This window comes from Streptomyces griseus (assembly GCF_001715295.1).
Lineage (GTDB): Bacteria > Actinomycetota > Actinomycetes > Streptomycetales > Streptomycetaceae > Streptomyces > Streptomyces griseus_G.
Map to the genome: position 1 here is coordinate 269,426 of NZ_MDKB01000002.1, position 18,692 is coordinate 288,117.

At 70.0% G+C, this 18,692-nt stretch carries 15 protein-coding genes and 1 riboswitch; of the genes, 4 read left to right on the forward strand and 11 right to left on the reverse strand.

Features of this window, described 5'->3' with window-relative positions:
* Nucleotide 1: 1 nt before the first annotated feature.
* The 8 genes from BA175_RS07790 to BA175_RS07825 form a co-directional block, all read right to left on the reverse strand.
* Nucleotides 2-1,477, reverse strand: a complete 1,476-nt coding sequence (locus BA175_RS07790) for a dipeptide ABC transporter ATP-binding protein (RefSeq protein ID WP_069170560.1) — start codon at nucleotides 1,475-1,477, stop codon at nucleotides 2-4.
* Nucleotides 1,474-2,583 carry an ABC transporter ATP-binding protein gene (locus BA175_RS07795; RefSeq protein ID WP_069170561.1) on the reverse strand — a complete coding sequence of 370 codons (1,110 nt, stop codon included), beginning with the start codon at nucleotides 2,581-2,583 and terminating at the stop codon, nucleotides 1,474-1,476. The genes BA175_RS07790 and BA175_RS07795 overlap by 4 nt, the downstream gene beginning before the upstream one ends.
* On the reverse strand, nucleotides 2,580-3,569 hold the full coding sequence (locus BA175_RS07800; protein WP_069170562.1) for an ABC transporter permease: 990 nt from the start codon (nucleotides 3,567-3,569) through the stop codon (nucleotides 2,580-2,582). Before BA175_RS07800 ends, BA175_RS07795 begins: the two co-directional genes overlap by 4 nt.
* A 90-nt stretch (nucleotides 3,570-3,659) precedes the next feature.
* Nucleotides 3,660-5,423 (reverse strand): ABC transporter substrate-binding protein, encoded by a 1,764-nt coding sequence (locus BA175_RS07805; protein WP_069170563.1) that lies wholly within the window; start codon nucleotides 5,421-5,423, stop codon nucleotides 3,660-3,662.
* A 44-nt stretch (nucleotides 5,424-5,467) separates the two neighbouring features.
* Nucleotides 5,468-6,460: an ABC transporter permease gene (locus tag BA175_RS07810; protein ID WP_069170564.1), complete on the reverse strand. Its 993-nt coding sequence runs from the start codon at nucleotides 6,458-6,460 to the stop codon at nucleotides 5,468-5,470.
* 376 nt (nucleotides 6,461-6,836) lie between these two features.
* Nucleotides 6,837-7,625: an enhanced serine sensitivity protein SseB C-terminal domain-containing protein gene (locus BA175_RS07815; RefSeq protein ID WP_069170565.1), complete on the reverse strand. Its 789-nt coding sequence runs from the start codon at nucleotides 7,623-7,625 to the stop codon at nucleotides 6,837-6,839.
* A 142-nt stretch (nucleotides 7,626-7,767) separates the two neighbouring features.
* Nucleotides 7,768-8,538, reverse strand: a complete 771-nt coding sequence (locus BA175_RS07820; RefSeq protein WP_069170566.1) for an enhanced serine sensitivity protein SseB — start codon at nucleotides 8,536-8,538, stop codon at nucleotides 7,768-7,770.
* A 158-nt stretch (nucleotides 8,539-8,696) separates the two neighbouring features.
* On the reverse strand, nucleotides 8,697-9,371 hold the full coding sequence (locus BA175_RS07825) for an AAA family ATPase (protein ID WP_069170567.1): 675 nt from the start codon (nucleotides 9,369-9,371) through the stop codon (nucleotides 8,697-8,699).
* A gap of 177 nt (nucleotides 9,372-9,548) precedes the next feature.
* Nucleotides 9,549-9,646, forward strand: a riboswitch (glycine riboswitch).
* 167 nt (nucleotides 9,647-9,813) lie between these two features.
* On the opposite strand from BA175_RS07825, the gene gcvT reads away from it, so the two are divergent.
* The 4 genes from gcvT to BA175_RS07845 all read left to right on the forward strand — a co-directional run bounded on the left by gcvT (nucleotide 9,814) and on the right by BA175_RS07845 (nucleotide 14,250).
* Nucleotides 9,814-10,938, forward strand: coding sequence for a glycine cleavage system aminomethyltransferase GcvT (gcvT, locus tag BA175_RS07830; RefSeq protein ID WP_069170568.1), 1,125 nt, complete (start codon nucleotides 9,814-9,816; stop codon nucleotides 10,936-10,938).
* 113 nt (nucleotides 10,939-11,051) lie between these two features.
* Nucleotides 11,052-11,429 carry a glycine cleavage system protein GcvH gene (gcvH, locus tag BA175_RS07835; protein ID WP_069170569.1) on the forward strand — a complete coding sequence of 126 codons (378 nt, stop codon included), beginning with the start codon at nucleotides 11,052-11,054 and terminating at the stop codon, nucleotides 11,427-11,429.
* A gap of 18 nt (nucleotides 11,430-11,447) precedes the next feature.
* Nucleotides 11,448-12,707: a serine hydroxymethyltransferase gene (gene glyA / locus BA175_RS07840; RefSeq protein WP_069170570.1), complete on the forward strand. Its 1,260-nt coding sequence runs from the start codon at nucleotides 11,448-11,450 to the stop codon at nucleotides 12,705-12,707.
* A 157-nt stretch (nucleotides 12,708-12,864) separates the two neighbouring features.
* On the forward strand, nucleotides 12,865-14,250 hold the full coding sequence (locus BA175_RS07845; protein WP_069170571.1) for an L-serine ammonia-lyase: 1,386 nt from the start codon (nucleotides 12,865-12,867) through the stop codon (nucleotides 14,248-14,250).
* Between the two features lie 614 nt (nucleotides 14,251-14,864).
* Here the strand turns inward: BA175_RS07845 and BA175_RS07850 are convergent.
* From BA175_RS07850 to BA175_RS07860, 3 genes are read right to left on the reverse strand one after another with little or no spacing between them, the layout of a single operon-like run.
* Nucleotides 14,865-15,479: a TOPRIM nucleotidyl transferase/hydrolase domain-containing protein gene (locus BA175_RS07850; protein WP_069171998.1), complete on the reverse strand. Its 615-nt coding sequence runs from the start codon at nucleotides 15,477-15,479 to the stop codon at nucleotides 14,865-14,867.
* Nucleotides 15,472-17,268 (reverse strand): non-ribosomal peptide synthetase, encoded by a 1,797-nt coding sequence (locus tag BA175_RS07855; protein WP_069170572.1) that lies wholly within the window; start codon nucleotides 17,266-17,268, stop codon nucleotides 15,472-15,474. The genes BA175_RS07850 and BA175_RS07855 overlap by 8 nt, the downstream gene beginning before the upstream one ends.
* Nucleotides 17,265-18,680 (reverse strand): lysine N(6)-hydroxylase/L-ornithine N(5)-oxygenase family protein, encoded by a 1,416-nt coding sequence (locus tag BA175_RS07860; protein ID WP_069170573.1) that lies wholly within the window; start codon nucleotides 18,678-18,680, stop codon nucleotides 17,265-17,267. Before BA175_RS07860 ends, BA175_RS07855 begins: the two co-directional genes overlap by 4 nt.
* Nucleotides 18,681-18,692: the final 12 nt, after the last annotated feature.

Genomic DNA, 18,692 nt, shown 5'->3' on the forward strand with positions numbered 1-18,692 from the left:
ACTACTTCTTCGGTGTGTCCCCCGCCTCCGTGGACGGAGCGGCGGCGTCCTCACCGCCGTCACCTCCGGCGGGCGCCGCCGGTTCACGCGTGGGCGCGTCCGGGGACTCCGCGGCGGCCGCCGCGGCGGCGGACTCGTCGGCGTCGGCCCGCTCGGCGGACCCAGCCGCCTCAGCAGCCCCGGCCGGCTCGACAGCCTCAGCCGGCTTCTCAGCGGCTACGGACTCCCCCGCCTCGGCCACCTCGGCCACCTCAGCAGCCGCACCCGGCTTGTCGACGGCCACGGACTCCCGCGCCTCGGCCACCTCGGCCGCCTCCCCGGCCTCGGCCGGCTCAGCGGTCTCCGCCGCCACGACCGTCTCCGACGGCTTCTCCGCACCCGCCGACTTCACCGTGATGACGTCGGCGACGAGCGGTGCGTCGCCCGGCATCTGGTCCTCACCGTTCTCCGGGTGGTGGCACGCCACCTGGTGCCCGGTCTTCAGCTGGAGCAGCGGCGGCTCCGTCGTCTTGCAGACCTGCGTCGCCTTCCAGCACCGGGTGTGGAACCGGCATCCGGTGGGCGGCGAGATCGGCGACGGGACGTCGCCCTTGAGCAGGATGCGGTCGCTCTTGGCTCCGCGCCGCCGGGGGTCGGGCACCGGCACGGCGGACATCAGCGCCGTCGTGTACGGGTGCATCGGCGCCTCGTACAGCGACGTGCGGTCCGCCAGCTCGACGATCTTGCCCAGGTACATGACCGCGATCCGGTCCGAGACATGGCGGATGACCGAGAGGTCGTGCGCGATGATCATGTACGTGAGGCCGAGCTCGTCCTGGAGGTCGTCCAGCAGGTTCACGACCTGCGCCTGGATCGACACGTCCAGCGCCGAGACCGGCTCGTCCGCGACGACGAGCTTCGGCTTCAGGGCGAGCGCCCGGGCGATGCCGATGCGCTGGCGCTGACCGCCGGAGAACTCGTGCGGGTAGCGGTTGTAGTGCTCGGGGTTGAGCCCGACGAGCTCCAGCAGCCGCTGGACCTCCGCCTTTACGCCGCCCTCCGGCTTGACGCCCTGGAGGCGGAAGGGGGTGCCGACGATCCCGCCGACCGTGTGGCGGGGGTTCAGCGACCCGTACGGGTCCTGGAAGATCATCTGGATGTCACGGCGCATCGGCCGCATCCGGCCGGCCGACAGGTGCGTGATGTCGCGGCCCTGGAACTCGATCGTGCCGCCGGTCGGCTCCAGCAGCCGGGTCACCAGCCGGCCCATGGTCGACTTGCCGCACCCGGACTCGCCGACGACGCCGAGGGTCTCCCCGGGGCGCACGTCGAAGGTGAGCCCGTCGACGGCCTGGACCGCGCCGACCTTGCGCTTGAGCACGCCCTTGGTGATCGGGAAGTGCTTCGCCAGGCCGGTGACCTTGAGGAGCGGCTCGGACCCGGACCCGTCGGACCCGTCCGCGACGGACGCGGGAGTCTTCTCGTTCAGATCAGTCACAGCTTCGGCGCAATCTCTTCGGTCCAGATCCGGTCCCGCTGCTCACGCGACATGTGGCACGCGGAGTAGTGCCCGTCGCTGACCAGCTGCAGCTCCGGACGCTCGGTACGGGTGATGTTGTCCGCGGGGACGTCCGCGTACGGGCAGCGCGGGTGGAAGGCGCAGCCCGAGGGGACGTTGATGAGGCTGGGCGGCGAGCCCTTGACGGGGATGAGCCGCTCGGTCTGCTCCCGGTCGATGCGCGGCATCGAACCGAGGAGGCCCCAGGTGTAGGGGTGCTGGGGCTCGTAGAAGACCTTCTCGGCGCTGCCGCGCTCGATGCAGCGGCCCGCGTACATCACCAGCAGGTTGTCCGCGATCTCGGCGACGACGCCGAGGTCGTGGGTGATCATGACGACCGCGGAACCGAACTCCTTCTGCAGGTCGCGGATGAGGTCGAGGATCTGCGCCTGGACGGTCACGTCCAGGGCGGTCGTCGGCTCGTCGGCGATGAGCAGCTGGGGGTTGTTCACCAGGGCCATCGCGATCATCGCGCGCTGGCGCATACCGCCGGAGAACTGGTGCGGATAGTCCTCGTAGCGGCGGTGCGGTTCGGGGATGCCGACCCGGTCGAGCATCTCGATCGCGCGCTTCTTCGCGGCCTTCTTGTCGACCTTGTTGTGGACCCGGTGCGCCTCGACGATCTGCGCGCCGATGCTGTAATACGGGTGCAGGGCCGACAGCGGGTCCTGGAAGATCATCGCCATCTTCTGGCCGCGCAGCTTCCGCACGCGCTCGGCGCCGGCGCCGATGAGCTCCTCGCCGTCCAGCCAGATCTCACCGCTGATGCGGGCCCGCTCGGAGGTGTGCAGGCCCATGATCCCCAGCGAGGTCACGGACTTTCCGGAACCGGACTCGCCGACGATGCCGAGGGTCTGGCCCGCCTTGAGGTCGAAGCTGACGCCGTCGACGGACCTGACCAGGCCGTCGTCGGTGTCGAAGTGGACCTGGAGGTTACGGACGGAGAGGAACTCCTTCCCGTCCGCGGCCGAGGCGTCCCGGGGGGCGGGGACCGTGCCCTCGGCGACGTCCGCCGCCGGGGTGTCCTTCTTGCTTACCTCGCTCATGAGAGCCTCACCCGGGGGTCGATCGCGGCGTACACGAGGTCCACCAGCAAGTTGCAGATGACGATGAAGAAGGCGGCGACCAGCGTCACGCCCATCACCTTGGGCAGGTCGGCCTCGGTCACGCCCTTGATGGCGAACTGGCCCATGCCCTGGAAGGAGAAGACGGTCTCGGTGATGACCGCGCCGCCGAGCAGCAGCGCGAAGTCCATGCCGAAGATGGTGACGAGCGGGGTGAGCGCGGAGCGCAGCCCGTGCTTGACGACGACCTTGCGTTCCCGCAGGCCCTTGGCCCGCGCGGTTCTGATGTAGTCCTCGCCCATCGTCTCCAGCATCCCGGCGCGGGTGAGCCGGGCGTAGAGGGCGGAGTACAGCAGCGCGAGGGTGCACCAGGGCAGGACCAGGTTGGCCGCCCATTCGACCGGGTTGTCGGCGAACGGCACGTACTCCCCGTTGCCGAACAGCGCGAGAACGACGAGGCCGGTGAAGAACATCGGGAGGGAGACGCCGGCGAGGGCGACACCCATGGAGATCCGGTCGAAGACCGATCCCCGCTTCAGCGCGGAGAGCACGCCGATCGCCACACCCGAGACGACCCAGAGGACCGCGGCACCGGCGGCCAGGGAGAGCGTGACCGGGATGCGGTCGACGATCTGGGGCCAGATCTCGGTGTGGGTCTTGAAGGAGTAGCCGAAGCAGGGAGCGTTGCAGGTGACCGGGTCGGGGCCGAACGTGTAGTCGGCGCCGACGACGATGCCCTTGACGAACTCCCAGTACTGCAGATAGAGGGGCTGGTCGAGCCCCAGGTTCTTCTTGACCGCGGCGATGACGTCCGGGTCGGGGCTCTTCCCGACGTACTGGGCGGCCATCGAGTCGAGGGTCTGCCCGCCGAGGCGGGGCACGAGGAAGAAGATCGCGAACGTGACTGCGCTGACCACCAGCAGCAGCAACACCGCGGCGAATACGCGTCGGATGATGTACGCAGCCACAGCCGTGCGGCGCCGGGCGGGCGGACGGGTAACGCCCGCCGGCCCGGCGCCTTCACCTGCCTTTCAAGGGATGCTGTTGATGAACAGGTGTTACTTGGTCGAGGTCATCAGCACGTAGTCGTACATGCCGAGGTACGCGTCCGTGACCGTGACGTTCGCCGCGGAGTCCGGGCGGTAGAGCAGGTTCTTGCGGTAGAAGAGCGGAACGACGGAGCCGTTCTCCATGACCTTCTGGTCCACCTCGCCCCACGTCGCGTTGCGCGCCGTGGTGTCGACGGTGCCGATGCCCTTGACGAGCAGGTCGTTGATGGCCTTGTCGTTGAGCTCCATCAGGTTCGTGCCACCGGACGGCTTGATGGCCGTGCCGTTCACGATCTGGTCGAGGAAACCGAAGCCGGTCGGCCAGTCGGCGCCCCAGGCCATCATCATCATGCCCGCGTTGTTCTTGTGGACCCAGTCCGGAACGCCCGCGAAGTCGGTGAAGTACTTGTTCGCCGGGAACTGCTTGATCTCGGCGGTGACGCCGATCTTCTTCAGGCTGTTCTGCAGCTGCGTGGCGGCGAGGATCTCGTCAGGACGGTCGGAGCGGGCCGTCAGCGTGGTCTTGAAGCCCTTGCCCTGACCGCACTTGGTCAGGTGCTCCTTGGCCTTCGCGATGTCGCCCTTGTTGCCCTCGGACGGGTACAGGTCGAACTTCTTGTACCCGGCGACGCTCGGGGGGATGACCGTGGTGGCCGGGTCGCCCTTGACCGAACCGCCGATGGCGTCGACCATGCTCTGCTTGTCGACGGCGTACTGGACGGCCTTGCGGCACTCCACGTTGTCGAACGGCTTCACGTTGACGTTCAGCGCCAGGTACTGCAGGGCGCCGGCGTACGGGTTGTCCGTCTTCGCCTTCTCGGCGGCCTTGGCCAGGACCTTCGGCTGGGTCTTGGACTGCAGACCCGTGCCCTCGGCGCCCACGGTGATCGTGTCGCTGAGCAGGTGGTCGTCGATCGTCGTGGCGTTGACGTTGAACTTGAGGTCGACCTTGTCGGCCAGCGCCTTGCGGATCGGGTCCGTCTTCGGGTCCCACTCCGGGTTGCGGACGAGCGTCGCGCCCTTGCTCTCGTCGTACGACTCGAACTTGTACGGACCCGAGGAGACCATCTTCTGGACGTAGGCGGCACCCTTGTCGGCCTTCTGCGGGACCGGAGCGGTCTGCGAGAAGGCGGCGAGGTAGTCCATGTCCGCGAACGGCTTGTTCAGCTTGAAGACGATCGTGTAGTCGTCCGGGGTCTCGATGGACTTGAGGCCCTCGGGGGACTTGTCCTTGTACGGACCCTTGTACTTGTCGCCGCCGTCGAGGTAGGCCTTGAAGTACGTCGGGCCGTTGGACAGGGCCTCCGGCGCGAAGTTGGAGCGCTCGACGGCGTACTTGACGTCCTTCGAGGTGACCTCGGTGCCGTCCTCGAACTTCACGCCCTTGCGGAGCGTGTACGTCCAGGTCTTGGCGTCCGCGCTGGCCTTGCCGAGGCTGGTGGCCAGGTCGGGAACGACCTCCAGGCTCTCCTTGCCGGCGGCCGGCTTGAAGGTGACCAGGGAACGGGCGTACAGGCGGGAGAAGTTCTGCACCCAGCCGTAGTACGTGTTGCCCGGGTCGAGGGAGTCCGGGCCGCTGGCGTGCTCCAGCCGGACCGTCCCGCCCTTCTTGTCGGTCTGGTTGACGATGGTCGTCAGACCGGCGTCAGCCTTGGCGCTGCCCCCGGCGCCGTTGCTGCCGTCCTTGCCCGAATCACTGCCGCTGCAGGCGGACGCGCCGAGCGACACCGCTACGGCCACGGCGATCGCCGCTGCTGTCTTTCTGTTCTGCATGCTGAGGAAAGCCCCCTCGCTTGTTCGGTACGGCAGAGCCGCGATTACTTGCCACGAGGGTCGAGTGCGTCACGCAGCCCGTCCCCCAGCAGATTGAAGGCCAGCACGGTGATGAAGATCGCCATGCCGGGGATGACCATGAACATCGGGTCCACCTCGTAGAGGTCGACGGCCTGCGTGAGCATGCCGCCCCAGGAGGCCTGCGGCGGGGCGATGCCCACGCCGAGGAAGCTGAGGGACGCCTCGAACAGGATGTTCGTGGGGATCAGCAGCGTCGCGTAGACGAGGATCGGCGCGATCAGGTTCGGCAGCAGCTCGCGGAAGAGGATGAACGGACCGCGTGCGCCCAGCGACCTGGCGGCCTCGACGAATTCACGCTCACGCAGGGACAGGGTCTGCGCGCGGACGATGCGGCCGATGTAGGGCCAGCTGAAGAAGCCGATCACGAAGATCAGGACGGCGATCCGCAGGGTGAGCCCTTCCATCCCGAACGCTTCGCCCTGCAGGGAGGCGGAGATGGAGATCGCGAAGAGCAGCAGCGGGAAGGCCAGGAAGGTGTCCATCATGCGGCTGATGAAGCTGTCCACCCAGCCGCCGTAGAACCCTGCCACGACCCCCATGACGACGCCGATGGCGACGGACAGGAGCGTGGAGCCCACGGCGACCACGAGGGAGACCCAGGAGCCTTCGAGGATGCGGGCCAGGATGTCGCGGCCTGTCTGCGGCTCCACACCGAGCGGGTGGTCCCAGCTCATGCCGCCGAAGGAACCCTTGGGCGCCAGCATGACGGGGTCGACCAGGCTCTGGTTGAACGCGTCGGGGTCGAGACCGAGCAGCGACTGGAGGGGCTTGGACAGCAGGGCGGTGAGGACCAGAAGGATGACAACGATGCCGCCGGCCATCGCCGCCTTGTCCCGCTTGAAACGGGTCCAGGCGATCCGGCCGAGGGAACGGCCCTCGATCTGCTTGCGCCCGGCGCCTTCCAGCACCGCTTCGGGCTGCACTTCCGCCCTGGTGGTCTCGATAGGTGCCGTCATTGCGGTGGAGACCCCTCTCGGCCGACGGTGGCCGGCCCATGACCGCCGCTGTAGCGGCTCGTACAAACACATGAGACATGTGGTGATGCGCCGGCCGAACCGCCCCTGTTTGAAAGGGACGTGTGCCGGGCATGGACCACCTGCTGTCTGGAGTCTTCAACCACTTTGCGATCACCCGCCAGACCTGACGGGGAATGTTTGCGCAACCGTGATGCGCTCATTGAGTTTCCGTTATGCGGACAGCCCGGTCCAGTGAGCGGACCTCTCATCCACTAAGCCGCGATAAGGGACATCTCGCCCAACGCGCCTCATTCGGTGGGCGATTGCCCTGCTGACGCGTGTCAGCCGAGCCGTGTGTGACCGTCCCTCAGCAAGGTCAGTAGGCGTGCGGCGGGTAGCCGTAGCCCGGCGCGGCGGCGGGGGGCGGACCCGCCGGGGCGTGGGCCTCACGGTCGTAGAACGGGCGCGCGTTGGCGCGCAGCCACATGGCGACGGGGTCGTACTCGTCGGACATCGAGACGGTGGAGACGGGCAGCCCGTCCGGGACGACGCCGATCGACTGCTGCATCATGGCGCGGACCGCGTCGACGGAGGGCCGGCCGGTGTCGTAGAGGTCCAGCCCGATCGCCAGGTAGGGGACGCCGAGGGCGGGCTGCACCCAGGCACGGCGCAGCGAACGGACGGCGGGGGTCCGGTGGGCGTTCCGGGAGAGCAGGGCGTAGAACTGCGGGATCTGAAGGGCGGGTTCGGAGAGCCGCAGCGGGCCCGCGGGCATCCGGTCCAGACCGGTGGCGATCCGGCGCAGGTCCAGCCACGGAATGCCGACGCCGCCGCCGGGGGCGTGCGGGTTGAGCCAGATCCCCCAGCGGTCCGGGAAGAGGGCGCGGGCGATCTCCCGGCCGGTCACGAGCTCGTGGGCCCGGGTCCAGCCGCTCGCGGAGAGCTCCTGGGCGGAGGTCACGCAGGGGGCGTAACCCAGGCCGCCGATCTCCATGTTGCCGTACTGGGCGTCGGGCGAGCCCGCCGTGCCGTGCCACAGCAGCATCCAGACCGGGCCGTCCGACAGGGCCTCCAGCAGCGCCTCGTACGCGTCGAGGCGCCCCGGGGTCACTTGGCGCAGCATGTGCTCGACCTGCCCGGCCGCCGCGGCGCCTGACGCACTCACCCTGGTCCCGCCCCTCTTCGATCCGCTGTCCCGCTGTGTCGCGGTGCTCTCCGTGTCCCGTGCGGGCCACGGGGCGACCCGGCCATCAAACCAGCTTATGCGCCGTTACCGACACCGGCTTGACGCCACGGTCGGCGCCGGTTCAGTAACCCTCACGCCGGTAGAACGGGCGCACTTTTTCCAGCATCCAGTCGCCCACGGGGTCCTGGGCCACGTCGAGCAGGACCAGATTGACCGGCCAGGGCACCGGGACCCGGCCCAGCGCGCGGCCCAGTGCGTCCATCGGGGCGTTCCGGGCGGCCTCGTCCCAGCCGGCGCACTGGACTCCCACGAAGAGCACCGGGCTCTCGCCCTCGATGCTGGCCAGCGTTCTGCGGGCGGTGGCGACCACACCGGTCTGCTGGAACTCCGCGGCGACCGCGGAGAGGAAGTCGACGGGGTCCTGCTTCCAGTCGGGTTCGTACAGCCGGACCCGGCCGCCGCCGGCCGGCCCGTCCAGAGGGCTGCGCCCGGCCCGGCAGAGCTCCGCGACGGCGGGCGGCGGGAGCGGCACGCCGACCGCGCCGCCGGGGTTGACGGCTATGCCGAGCTGCGGGGGCAGTCCCCGGGCGAACTCCCTGGCCGGCGCGACGGTGAAGGAGAGATGGGTGCCGACACAGGCGCGGAACTGGGCCTCGGAGGAGAACACGGGGACGTAGGCGCCGCCGTCGAGATCGATCGTCGGCAGGTCCAGGTCGCGGCTGTCGGGTCCGCCGCCGTTCGGCAGGGGCACCCACACCTGGCTGCGGCCGAGCACCTCCACCAGCCGGCCGCCGGACCCGGCCACGCCGAGCGAGGCGCCGAGCACTTCCTCGAACTCGTTGGCCGGCCACCCGTGCTGCCCCTGCGCCTGGTCCTGGACCGGAATCTCCACGGTGTCTCTGTCCTCTTCTCGCCATGCGGTGCCGCAGAAACCTTAGAGGGTCCGGCGCCGGAGGGCACGGGCCGGACGGGAGCGGAACCAGCCGGTGTCCGGATTCCGGACATCCGGCCGGGAATTCGTGGTCTGTGCGTCTGCGAACCGCCGTGCCCTCACGCGCCGGTGAACGAGATCCGCCCGATCGCCCCGGCGGCCTCCCGGTCGAGGAGGACCGCGGAGGCGCAGCCGGGCGGCAGCAGCCCCTGCTCGGTGTCGCGCAGCAACCGCCCGACCGCCCGCCGGTGCCGGGCGAAGGCGTATCCGGAGACCCCTCGGCCGCGCTCCCGCTGGCCCTCACGGGCGACGCCCGGAGTGACGTCGAGCAGCACGAGGTGCAGCGTGCGGCCCCGGCGCCGGGCCTCGCGTGCCAGCCAGCGCCGCACCCACGCCTGCGTACCGCAGTCGTGGACGACGACGGATCCGCCGGAGCGCAGCGCCCGCCGGAGTCCGAGGTAGTGGGCGGCGCGTACCAGGGGGCGGTAGAGGGCGTACGGGAGTAAGCCCGGCAGGGCGTCCGCCCAGCGGTCCCGGGTGTCCTGCGAGTCGATGGCGTGTTCCCCGACCGCACGCCGGATCAGCGTCGACTTACCGCTTCCCGGAAGTCCGGAGACCACGACCAGATCGCCGGCCACGAAGTCCAGGCCGTCCGGGGCGCGCGCCCCCGTGCCGCGGAGGTCGCGCACCACGGGTGCGGGCGGGCCCAGGCGCTCACGGACGGGCGCCCCCGGCTGCGCGGGCATGGCATCGCTCGCCGCACCCGCGGCCGTCGTATGTGGCTGCAACGTCATCGCCGTCCCCCTGCATTCGTCACCCACCACCTGGCCTGCCTCCAGAAGTGTAAAGAAAAGGCAATGCGCCACAACGCCTTCCGGCCGTTCGTGTCGGCCCGGCGTCCGCGCGTCCTCGGGGCCCCACTCTCCCGTAATGCGTGCGATGATGACCCCGCCAACTGCATACCGGCCGTTTGAATCCGCGCGGGAGAGTCCCGGACACCGTGTGCGCCGGGCGCCGAAGGAGCAAGTTCCTCCCTTGAATCTCTCAGGCCCCGTACCGCGTGGATGAGGCAGATCTGAAAAGCGGGCCGCTCGCGGCCCCACCCAAGGTGCAAGCCGAGCTCCCGGGACGGCCCTTCACGGGCCGACCCTTTCAGGGGCTCTCGGCGAACCTCTCAGGTTCCGATGACAGATGGGGAGGGACCGTCCTCTGCCGTCATGCCCTGGAGCCGTACCCATGAGCACTGCCCCGCGCCTCACCGCCCTCGATGCACTGCATCGTTCCCTGGGCGCGACCATGACCGATTTCGCCGGCTGGGACATGCCGCTGCGGTACGCCAGTGAGCGCGACGAGCACACCGCCGTACGCACCCGGGCCGGCCTCTTCGACCTGTCCCACATGGGCGAGATCACGGTCACCGGTCCGCAGGCCGCCGCCTTCCTCAACCACGCGCTGGTCGGCGACATCGCCACCGTCGGCGCGGGCCGGGCCCGCTACACGATGATCGTCGCCGAGGACGGGGGCATCCTGGACGACCTGATCGTCTACCGGCTGGGAGAGCCCGGGACCCCGGAGTACCTGGTCGTCGCCAACGCGGGCAACGCCCAGCTCGTCCTGGACACGCTGACCGAGCGTGCCCGGGACTTCGACGCCGAGGTACGGGACGACCGCGACGCGTACGCGCTTCTCGCCGTCCAGGGCCCCGAGTCCCCCGCCATCCTGAAGGCCGTCACCGACGCCGACCTGGACGGACTGAAGTACTACGCGGGCCTGCCGGGCACGGTCGCGGGCGTCCCCGCGCTCATCGCCCGCACCGGTTACACGGGCGAGGACGGCTTCGAGCTGTTCGTCGCCCCGGAGCACGCCGAGCAGCTCTGGAAGGCCCTCACCGAGGCCGGCGCCCCGCACGGACTGATCCCCTGCGGTCTCTCCTGCCGCGACACCCTGCGCCTCGAGGCGGGCATGCCGCTGTACGGGCACGAGCTGACCACCGCGCTGACGCCGTTCGACGCCGGGCTCGGCCGGGTCGTGAAGTTCGGGAAGGAAGGCGACTTCGTCGGCCGTGAGGCACTGCTGGCCGCCGCGGAGCGCGCCGAGACCGACCCGCCCCGCAAGCTCGTCGGCCTGGTCGCCAAGGGCCGCCGGGTGCCGCGGGCGGGCTTCCGGGTCACCGTCGGCGGCACGGCCGTCGGCGAGGTGACCTCGGGCGCGCCGTCGCCCACGCTCGGCCGGCCGATCGCCATGGCGTACGTGGACGCGGCGTACGCCGCACCCGGGACCGAGGGCGTCGCCGTGGACATCCGGGGCACGGAGGAGCCGTACGAGGTCGTCGCACTCCCGTTCTACAAGCGCCGCAAGTAGTCCGGTCCCCGCGCGCGGGAATCCGTCCGCGCGCGGGGACGTGACGTAATCGCGTCTCATACCGCAAGACCACCGTTCACCAGCACTCCCCCGCGTACAGGAGAATTCAGACCATGAGCAACCCCCAGCAGCTGCGGTACAGCAAGGAGCACGAGTGGCTGTCGGCCGTCGAGGACGGTGTGGCGACGATCGGTATCACCGAGTTCGCCGCCAACGCGCTCGGCGACGTCGTCTACGCGCAGCTCCCGGAGGTCGGTGACACGGTGACCGCGGGCGAGACCTGCGGTGAGCTGGAGTCGACCAAGTCGGTCAGCGACCTGTACTCGCCGGTGACCGGCGAGGTGACCGCGGCCAACCAGGACGTCGTGGACGACCCGTCGCTGGTGAACACCGCTCCCTTCGAGGGCGGCTGGCTGTTCAAGGTACGCGTCGCGGAGGAGCCGAAGGACCTGCTCTCCGCCGACGAGTACACCGAGTTCTCCGGCAACTGAGACCCAAGGGACCCCCTGATGTCGCTTCTCAACTCCTCCCTCCACGAGCTGGACCCGGACGTCGCCGCCGCCGTCGACGCCGAGCTCCACCGCCAGCAGTCCACCCTCGAGATGATCGCGTCGGAGAACTTCGCTCCGGTGGCGGTCATGGAGGCGCAGGGCTCCGTCCTCACCAACAAGTACGCCGAGGGCTACCCGGGCCGCCGCTACTACGGCGGCTGCGAGCACGTCGACGTGGTCGAGCAGATCGCGATCGACCGCATCAAGGCGCTCTTCGGCGCCGAGGCCGCGAACGTCCAGCCGCACTCGGGTGCGCAGGCGAACGCCGCCGCGATGTTCGCGCTGCTGAAGCCGGGCGACACGATCATGGGTCTCAACCTGGCCCACGGCGGGCACCTGACCCACGGCATGAAGATCAACTTCTCCGGCAAGCTCTACAACGTGGTGCCCTACCACGTCGACGACACCGGCGTCGTGGACATGGCCGAGGTCGAGCGCCTCGCCAAGGAGTCCAAGCCGCAGCTGATCGTGGCCGGCTGGTCCGCATACCCCCGTCAGCTCGACTTCGCCGCGTTCCGCCGCATCGCGGACGAGGTCGGCGCGTACCTGATGGTCGACATGGCCCACTTCGCGGGCCTGGTCGCCGCGGGCCTGCACCCCAACCCGGTGCCGCACGCCCACGTCGTCACGACCACCACGCACAAGACCCTCGGCGGTCCGCGCGGTGGGGTCATCCTGTCGACGCAGGAGCTCGCCAAGAAGATCAACTCGGCGGTCTTCCCGGGCCAGCAGGGTGGTCCCCTGGAGCACGTGATCGCGGCCAAGGCGGTCTCGTTCAAGGTCGCGGCGACCGAGGAGTTCAAGGAGCGCCAGCAGCGCACCCTGGACGGCGCCCGCATCCTGGCCGAGCGCCTGGTGCAGCCGGACGTCACCGAGGCCGGCGTCTCCGTCCTGTCCGGCGGCACGGACGTGCACCTGGTCCTGGTCGACCTGCGCGACTCCGAGCTGGACGGGCAGCAGGCCGAGGACCGGCTCCACGAGCTGGGCATCACGGTCAACCGCAACGCCGTCCCGAACGACCCGCGGCCCCCGATGGTCACCTCGGGCCTGCGGATCGGCACCCCGGCCCTGGCCACCCGCGGCTTCGGCGCCGAGGACTTCACCGAGGTCGCCGAGATCATCGCCGCCGCGCTGAAGCCGTCGTACGACGCCGGCAGCCTGAAGGCCCGCGTGACCGCGCTCGCCGAGAAGTTCCCGCTGTACCCCGGCCTCGCGTAGGCCTTCCGCAGTTTGCACACCGGGTGGGGGCACCCCGCACACTGAACAGTGAGCGAGGTGCCCCCACCCATGTCACCGCGCTCCTCGTGCCCACCGGCGCGTCCCGCACCACCGGCAGACAACGACGTCTACCAGCCCTTTTTTTAGGAGTACTCCCGTGGCCATCTCGGTCTTCGACCTCTTCTCGGTCGGTATCGGCCCGTCCAGCTCCCACACGGTCGGCCCGATGCGCGCGGCCCGTATGTTCGCCCGCCGGCTCAAGAACGAGGGCCTGCTGGCCCACACGGCGTCGATACGGGCGGAGCTGTACGGCTCGCTGGGCGCGACCGGCCACGGCCACGGCACGCCCAAGGCCGTCCTGCTCGGCCTGGAGGGCGAGTCGCCCCGGACCGTGGACGTCGAGGGCGCCGACGCCCGCGTGGCGGAGATCCGCTCGTCCGGGCGCATCAACCTGCTCGGCATGCACGAGATCCCCTTCGACGCCGACGAGCAGCTCGTCCTGCACCGCCGCAAGGCGCTGCCGTACCACGCCAACGGCATGACGGTCCTCGCGTACGACCGGGAGGGCGCCCCGCTCCTGGAGAAGACGTACTACTCGGTCGGCGGCGGCTTCGTCGTCGACGAGGACGCGGTGGCCGGCGAGGACCCGATCGTCCCGGACGACACCGTCCTCAAGCACCCTTTCCGTACCGGTGACGAGCTGCTGCGGCTCGCCCGCGAGACCGGGCTTTCAATCTCCTCGCTCATGCTGGAGAACGAGAAGGCCTGGCGCACCGAGGACGAGATCCGCGCCGGGCTCCTGGAGATCTGGCGGGTGATGCAGGCCTGCGTCGCACGCGGCATGTCCCGCGAGGGCATCCTGCCGGGCGGCCTGAAGGTCCGCCGCCGCGCCGCGAACTCGGCCCGCCAGCTCCGCGCCGAGGGCGACCCCCAGACGCACGCGATGGAGTGGATCACCCTCTACGCGATGGCCGTCAACGAGGAGAACGCCGCAGGCGGGCGTGTGGTCACCGCTCCGACCAACGGCGCGGCGGGCATCATCCCCGCCGTCCTGCACTACTACATGAACTTCGCGGCCGGGGGCTGCACCGAGACCGAGAAGGACGACAGCGTCGTCCGCTTCCTGCTGGCCGCCGGCGCCATCGGCATGCTGTTCAAGGAGAACGCCTCCATCTCGGGTGCCGAGGTCGGCTGCCAGGGCGAGGTCGGCTCCGCCTGCTCCATGGCCGCCGGCGCGCTGGCCGAGGTGCTGGGCGGCTCCCCCGAGCAGGTGGAGAACGCCGCGGAGATCGGGATGGAGCACAACCTCGGCCTGACCTGCGACCCGGTCGGCGGCCTCGTCCAGATCCCCTGCATCGAGCGCAACGGCATGGCGGCCGTCAAGGCCGTCACGGCGGCGAAGATGGCGCTGCGGGGCGACGGCAGCCACAAGGTCTCCCTCGACAAGGTCATCAAGACCATGAAGGAGACCGGTGCGGACATGTCGGTGAAGTACAAGGAGACGGCCCGGGGCGGGCTCGCGGTGAACATCATCGAGTGCTGAGCCTGTAGGCCCTGACCAGCGCGTTTGTTCCTTTCAGCGCGGTCGGGGCCTTCCCTGCTTCACAGGGTTGTCCCGCGATTCCCGGTGGATCGGCGCGCGGCGTCGGATGCGGGGCACCGCACGGCGGAGGAACGTCCGCATACGGGATGGACGGGAACGTTCCGGTAACGCGGCGAGGTGCCGTAGCTGTCGTCGCGCGCCCCCCGTGCAGTGCGGGACAGCTCTTACGCGGCGGACGGTCTCCGCAGACGCCGTGGGACGGACGGGGAGGTCCCGGCAGAGGCCGGGCCGGTCCGCAGCCGGTCGCGCAGGCGGCCCAACCGGGACCGGCCGGGGTCCGGCAGTGACGGACGGTCTTTCAGGGCGATCACCCCCTGCGGGCCCGAGCACGGCGTCCCGTGCTCATACCAGCGCCGTGACCTGCGATGTCGAGCTGAGACGGTCGTGGTGAGGTGTACCAGTACCCGGTACCCGGTATCCGGCGGAAGTGCTGCCGCGTCCGGGCAGGGGACGCCGCCGGGGGTGCCGGTGCGTGGAGGAACGCCCGGCCGGCACGCTGCCGGCCGTGGCCCCCGCCGCCCGTGGCGCACGGCCGCCGCGAGTACCGGCCCGCCTCAGACGAAGTCGATCAGGTCCCGCAGCGGCGGGGGCACGAGGTCGTGCGGGAGCGCCTCGACCAGCACCGTGCCGTAGTGAATCTTCCGGCCCTTCTTGGTCCCGATGAACCGGCGGAGCTGCTGGTGCGTGGTGCGCTCCCGCTGGGCGGGCTGGGACTGGAGGGTGAGCAGCGGGCGCAGGTCGCCCTGCTGCCGGACGAGCTCCGTCACCCGTTCCACCCCGAGAGCGCGGATGAGCTCGTCCTCCAGGTCCACGTCGCACACGAAGAAGCTCGGCTCCAGCCCGGCCCGTGCCCAGGCGCGGGCGAAGTAGCCGCGTTCCCCTTCGTCGCACAGACCCGTGACCTGCACGTTCAGGCCACCGGGTCCGACCCGGTCGACGAAGCGGGCCACGTTCATGGCGCCGCCCATCGCCAGGACGCAGATCTCCTCCTCCGCCAGGTCCCGGCCGTAGCCGTGCGCCAGCGCCTCGACCGCGGCGACGTCGCTCGGCCCCTCCACCAGGACGACCCCGCGGACGGGCAGCAGCGCGGCGAGTTCGTACGCCGGGTCGGCGGGGCCGCCCCACGCCCACGAGGTGACCGCGTCCCGGAAGGACCTCATATCAGCCAACACGTACGTCCATTCGTTCTCCGGCGGTGTGCCGCTCGACCAGCTCCGCGAGTCCGGCCACCGTAGCGTCGTCGAAGAACTCCGCCGCGGGCAGGTCCACATGGAGGAGGGTCCTGATCCGGGCGAGGAGGTCCATGCCCGACAGCGAGTTGCCGCCCATCTCGAAGAACTCGTCGTCGACACCGACCTCCTGGAGGACGAGTGCGTCGGCCACCAGGTCCGCGAGCAGCTCCTCGGTGGGAGTACGCGGCGCCACGAACGGCGTGTGCACGGTCCGCGGGAGATGGGCGGGGGCCGGCAGCGCCCGGCGGTCCGTCTTCGAGCCCAGCGTCAGGGGGAACTCCTCCATGACCACGATGACGGACGGGTGCATGTACCGGGGCAGTCTGTGGTGCAGGGCCAGCCGCAGCTTCGGCACCAGCCCTTCGGCGGAGCCGCTCGGCACGACGTACGCCACCAGGATCTTCCGCCCGGGCACGACGTCCTCCCGGGCCAGCACGACGGCCTCCTTGAGATCCGGCATCCCGGACAGGGCCGCCGCGACCTCACCGGGTTCGATGCGGTAGCCGTCGACCTTGACCTGGTCGTCGATCCGTCCGCGGAACTCCAGGGCGCCGCGGGCGTCGAGACGGACCATGTCGCCGATGCTGTACATCCGCTCGCCGGGGACGAACGGGTCGGGCACGAACTTCTCGGCGGTGAGCGCGGGGCGGCCGACGTAACCGCGGGCCACACCGCTGCCGCCGGTGTACAGCAGACCCCACTCGCCCTCGGGGACCCGCTCCAGGTTCTCGTCCAGGACGTAGAGGCGGGTGTCGGTGACGGCGCGTCCGATCGGGACGCTGTCACCGATGCGGTCGTCGATGACGTGGCAGGACGTGAAGCAGGTGTCCTCGGTGGGGCCGTAGCCGTTGACGATCAACAGCTCCGGGTAGGCCTCGTGGAGCGTGTTCATGTGCAGAGGGGACAGCGGCTCTCCGCCGCCGAGCATCTGACGCAGTCCGGCCATGCTGTCGAGGTGGTCGTCGACCAGCCGGTGGAACAGGCCCGTGGTCAGCCACAGCGTGGTGATCCGCTCCTGTTCCAGGAAGGCGGCCAGCTCGTGCATCGCCACCGTGCCCGGCGGATAGACGACCAGCTTGGCGCCGTTGAGCAGGGAGCCCCAGATCTCGAAGGCGGAGGGGTCGAAGCGCAGCGAGCAGAACTGCAGGAAGGTCTCGTCCGCGGTCAGCGAGGCGTAGTCGCCGTCCTGTACCAGCCGCACCACCCCGCTGTGCCGTACGGCCACGCCCTTCGGCATGCCGGTCGAGCCGGAGGTGTAGCAGATGTAGGCCAGGTTGTCGGGGCCGGTGCCGGGGGCGATCGGTCCCGGGACGGGATCCGTCCGCCACGGGTGGTCGAGGTTGACCACGGTGCCGTCGATCTCGGGCACGCGGTCGCTCAGCCGGTCGTGGGTGAGCAGGACACGTGCCCGCGCCTGTTCGAGCATGTACCGGAACCGCTCGGGAGGCTCGTTCTGGTGCACGGGCAGATAGACGCCGCCCGCCTTCAGGATGCCGACGAGCGCGACGACCATCTCGAACGAGCGCTCCACGAACAGGCCGACCACGCTCTCCGTGCCGACTCCGAGCCCGCGCAGGTGCCGGGCCAGCAGGTCGGCCCGCCGGTCGAGTTCCGCGTAGCTCATGTCGACGCCGTCGAAGCGCAGAGCGGTCGCCTCGGGGCGAAGGCGCACCTGCTCGTCGAACAGATCCGTGATGCTCGCGCTCCGCCAGTTGCCGATGGTCATCGGATGCTCCCCTTGTCGAACGCCGCTTCGAGCTGCCGCTCCGGGGAGCGGGCGAGGTCGAAGACCTCGGTCTCCCAGGAATACGCTTCCACGTCCCGTGCGGGAGCCGTGGCCTTCCTGAGACCGTTCAGGAGGGTCCCCGCACGCAGCGACAGCAGACTGAACGAACCCGCGTCACCGATGCCGTGGCTCGATTCGCACAGTCCGTTGAGGAACAGCGGCGGGGTGCTGTCGCTGTGGGAGCGCAGCCGGTAGTCCGGCTCGACGACCAGATGGCCGTCGTCGTCGACCTGGAAGCGGTCGATCACGCCGGCCAGCAGCGCCGGATACGGCTCCTGGTGCTCTCCCGGTCCGAGGTCACGGAATCCGGTCGCGAGGATCACCAGGTCCGCGTGGTCCGTCGACACCTCCTTGGTGTGGACCTCCTCCACCTCGAGGCGCACTCCGGTCCCGACCGGTTCGGCCGTCCTGATCGCACTGTTGCCGCGGACGAACACCCGCTGGTCGCCGTCCAGGCGCTGCTCGTACATCAGCGCGTACAGGTGGTGCAGGACGTCGGCGTCGGTCGACGAATAGTTGGTGGGCCGCATGTACGCGTCGAGCTCGCGCTTGCTCGCCCGGTCCGCCCGGTAGTAGTAGTCCGTGAACGAGGGGAAGAAGCCCTCCTCGCTGAACGGGCTGGTGTCCTTGAGCGGCAGCCCGAACTTCCGCACGTAGTTGACGATTCTGGCCTGCGGGAAGCGGTGGGCGAGGTCGAGGACGATCTCGACGGCGCTCTGGCTGCCGCCGATGACGGCGATCGACCGCGGGGGCTCGCCGGTCAGCTCGCGCACCGTGTGCAGATAGCGGGTGAGGTGGCACACCCGGGGACTGTCCAGACCGGCGAACGGCTCCGGGACGAACGGGGTGCGGCCGGTGCCCACCACCAGCGACCGGGCCCGGTGCTGCGATCCGTCCGCGCACGTCACCACGTACTCCGCGGTGCCGCCGTTCTCGGACACGGCGACGTCGGTCGCCCGCGCGCCGAACGCGACCTGCGGCCGGAACTGCCGGGTGACCCAGTCGATGTACTGCGCGTACTCCTTGCGCAGCGGGAACTCCAGGGGCAGGTTCAGGTGCTCGATGAGCCTGCCCTGTTCGAAGAGGTAGTTGAGGAAGCTGTAACGACTGCGCGGATTGCGCAGGGTGACGAGGTCCCGATTGGGATGGTTCTGCATGTTGGAACCGTCCAGCAGCAGCCCTCCCTGCCATACCGGGTGGGCCGCGGCCTCCAGGAAGAAGGCGCGCGTACCCGGCTGCTCCTCCTGGAGCGCGATGGCGAGCGACAGGTTCGCGGGGCCGAACCCGACACCGAGCACATCCACGGGTTCGGAGGCCGGCGCGGTCGCCTGGACGTCGGATCGATCAGTCATGCGGCACCTCGG

What these genes read in the sequence shown, in the direction of transcription:
- glyA (WP_069170570.1), top strand. Translation starts at nt 11,448, where the DNA reads ATGTCGCTTCTCAACTCCTCCCTCCACGAGCTGGACCCGGACGTCGCC.
- BA175_RS07810 (WP_069170564.1), bottom strand. Translation starts at nt 6,460, where the DNA reads ATGACGGCACCTATCGAGACCACCAGGGCGGAAGTGCAGCCCGAAGCG.
- BA175_RS07795 (WP_069170561.1), bottom strand. Translation starts at nt 2,583, where the DNA reads ATGAGCGAGGTAAGCAAGAAGGACACCCCGGCGGCGGACGTCGCCGAG.
- BA175_RS07805 (WP_069170563.1), bottom strand. Translation starts at nt 5,423, where the DNA reads ATGCAGAACAGAAAGACAGCAGCGGCGATCGCCGTGGCCGTAGCGGTG.
- gcvH (WP_069170569.1), top strand. Translation starts at nt 11,052, where the DNA reads ATGAGCAACCCCCAGCAGCTGCGGTACAGCAAGGAGCACGAGTGGCTG.
- BA175_RS07825 (WP_069170567.1), bottom strand. Translation starts at nt 9,371, where the DNA reads ATGACGTTGCAGCCACATACGACGGCCGCGGGTGCGGCGAGCGATGCC.
- gcvT (WP_069170568.1), top strand. Translation starts at nt 9,814, where the DNA reads ATGAGCACTGCCCCGCGCCTCACCGCCCTCGATGCACTGCATCGTTCC.
- BA175_RS07860 (WP_069170573.1), bottom strand. Translation starts at nt 18,680, where the DNA reads ATGACTGATCGATCCGACGTCCAGGCGACCGCGCCGGCCTCCGAACCC.
- BA175_RS07855 (WP_069170572.1), bottom strand. Translation starts at nt 17,268, where the DNA reads ATGACCATCGGCAACTGGCGGAGCGCGAGCATCACGGATCTGTTCGAC.